This is a genomic window from Dysgonomonas termitidis (assembly GCF_042654545.1).
Classification (GTDB): Bacteria; Bacteroidota; Bacteroidia; order Bacteroidales; family Dysgonomonadaceae; genus Dysgonomonas; species Dysgonomonas termitidis.
In genome coordinates this window covers 1-2,800 of record NZ_JBHSGN010000176.1, presented here as the reverse complement: position 1 = coordinate 2,800, position 2,800 = coordinate 1, and the positions used below count along the sequence as shown (strand labels likewise).

The window sequence follows — 2,800 nt, the reverse complement described above, 5'->3', positions numbered from 1 at the left end:
ACAGGAATTGGTAAAGCGGATTCAATGTAATTGTTTGGAAATCATATTTATTGATGCTTATAATCCCTTGCTGTCCATATATAAGCAGGAGCAGGATTATTATATTATTTATCCTGGTTCTGTGATCTGTATATCATAAGAGTAAAAGAGCAGAAACAAGATTTTTGCAACCAAAAGCAGCAATAGCCTCATCAATTTGTAAGCAACCAGCAAGCTATACTGTATGGTTTAATAGGAAATTACTATCTATTAGTAAGCAAGGTGTAACAGATGCATAGCTTACAGTAGCAACATTACATCAATCCTATATAACCCACAGCCTCTTTTTGTCTAAAAACCGGGGCAAATAAAATTTAAACAGGATTCAAACTCAATCTAAACAAAAAAGGAAGTTCACAAAATCACTTCGTTAACTTCAGGGCCTTAACACAAACTTTACAAAACTATATCCATAAAACGGCATACGCAGTAAAAAGTTTTACGGATATTAAAATCAATATGAAAAAGATATTAGGCAATAGATAGGATATGCATTTTTTACTACTTTATGCAGCGTATGCTTATTCCACATGATAGGAACTCAGACCTATTGTACCATTGTTGCATGCTAAGCTTCCAATTGTTACCGTCTTATTCCAAGTCGAAGTGACGCAGCCATATTTCACTGTTCCTGTCAAGTGGCAACTTGGGTTAATTATATTATACGCCTTCTCCAAGGCAGGCGCTTTGCTTTCAAAGGGTGCGGGATAACTTCGCCTTTGAAAAGGAAAACACCTGTTCTTAATATGTGAACGCAATAAAACTTTATAGCTTTACCGTAAGAAAATTACAATCATCAAACCGTTTGCAGTACGATGTATCACTTCCTCAGGCCAGAAACAGGATTGTCTATATAAACTACGCAGCAAAAAATAATTGTTCCCAATCTATTATAATAATCGGGATAATTATATACTTTTGTTTTTAAACATATCTACCGTTGCATTATGGATATCAAGGTATTATATGCTTTAAAACAGGGAAATGAAGAAGCCTTCGAAGCCATTTTCAGAAAATACAATGCGAAAATTTATCATTTCGTATCGGATACGCTTTATGATAAAACCCTGGCGGAAGATATTACCCAGAATGTTTTCCTGTCAGTTTGGGAACACAGGGAAGATATTGTACCCGAAAAGAATTTTTCAGCTTACCTCTATGCCATAGCCAAAAATATGGTTTTCAGGGAAACGGAAAAAATGGTGCTGTCCTACCGCTATGAAAGCCATATCCTTCAAATGCGCCGGAATGAAGAAGACCTTTCCACAGAGGAAGCGATCCATGCCGATTCCCTGGGGGAAACCATTTTCCGTCTGATAGATAATCTCCCCGAAGTGCGTAAAAAAATATTCTTGCTACACTTTACGGAAGATATGAGCAACAAGGAAATAGCTGCGAGGCTTTCCATCTCGGAAGAAAATGTCGCACAGCAAATCCGGCGGTCGCTGGATTATATCCGCAAACACTTAAAAAATTACATCGCTCTACTAGCCTGCATTTATTTCCAATAAAAACAAACACAAAAGTTAAACTACGTTAAATTTCAATCCTGCTGTTAATAAAATTCCCTCTCACGTATATATAAGTTATATACAGTAGAAATTTAATGGAAAACGAATTAACCATATTGATAGAAAAGTTCCTCCGCCGGCAGATAAGCGACGGGGAAGCTAACCGTTTAAAAGAACTGCTTATGCAGGCGGAAGCAGAAGATATGCTTTCCGGCTTATACGATGAAAAATGGGAACAGGCGGCTTCCTCCCCGGAAAAAGATATGGAAGACCGTATCTGGCTGAAGTTACGTGAACAAATACGCCCTGAATCTACTGACGTTTTACCGGTGCCGGTACAGCGCACCGTTTGGAAAAAATACCTGCGCATAGCCGCTTCGATACTGGTGCCGTTACTTTGCATAGGACTGGGATATTTCTATTCCGGAAGCAAACCGGTACAGGGTAGTAATAAAATGACGATACAGGTAGAGACCGGGCAAAAAGCGAAAATGCAACTGCCGGACGGTACTGATGTATGGCTCAATTCCGCCAGTTCGTTGACCTATGATGGCACATACAATAAGAAGGAACGTGTCGTTTACCTGCAAGGAGAAGCCTATTTTCAAGTAAGCAAGGATAAGGCCCGGCCTTTTATTGTAAGGGCCAATGAAATTTCTATCGAAGCGCTGGGAACAAGCTTTGATGTCAAGGCTTACCCCGATGATAATTATATCGCCGCAACACTGATAGAAGGCAGCATCCGGGTAAATTCACCATTTCAATCGGCCATATTGGAGCCGAACGAAAAACTGACTTTTAACAAGGATAACAGCGCGTTTACCAAAAGCATAATGCCGGATGCGGAGAAAAATTCTTCATGGGTCAATAACCAGCTCGCATTCGAGCAGGAACGGCTGGAAAATATAGCCAAGACACTGGAACGGATGTATAATGTCCGGATACATTTTGCCTCCGATGATCTGAAAAACATCCGCTTTTCGGGAACGGTTAAAAACAACAACCTGGAAGGTGTACTACAGTTGATTGCTTTTGTTTCCCCAATCCGGTATTCACTGGAAAATGACACGACCGTAATTATCCGTAATAAATAGAACCTATAATTATCAAATTTATCCAAACCATGAACACATCATAAACTGCCTGTAAAATGAAAAAACGGAACAATGTTGGAGCATTATTCCGTTCGTATGCAAAGGGTCGATAGCTTAATCCATAAAACGCCATTGAGGAAATACTCTTCAACGGGT

At 39.4% G+C, this 2,800-nt stretch carries 2 protein-coding genes; both read left to right on the top strand.

The features are described 5' to 3' along the window. Positions 1-986 precede the first annotated feature (986 nt). Positions 987-1,550 carry an RNA polymerase sigma factor gene (locus ACFO6W_RS25915; protein ID WP_380002012.1) on the top strand — a complete coding sequence of 188 codons (564 nt, stop codon included), beginning with the start codon at positions 987-989 and terminating at the stop codon, positions 1,548-1,550. Positions 1,551-1,645: 95 nt separating this feature from the next. Further along, positions 1,646-2,644: a FecR family protein gene (locus ACFO6W_RS25910; protein WP_380002010.1), complete on the top strand. Its 999-nt coding sequence runs from the start codon at positions 1,646-1,648 to the stop codon at positions 2,642-2,644. Positions 2,645-2,800: the final 156 nt, after the last annotated feature.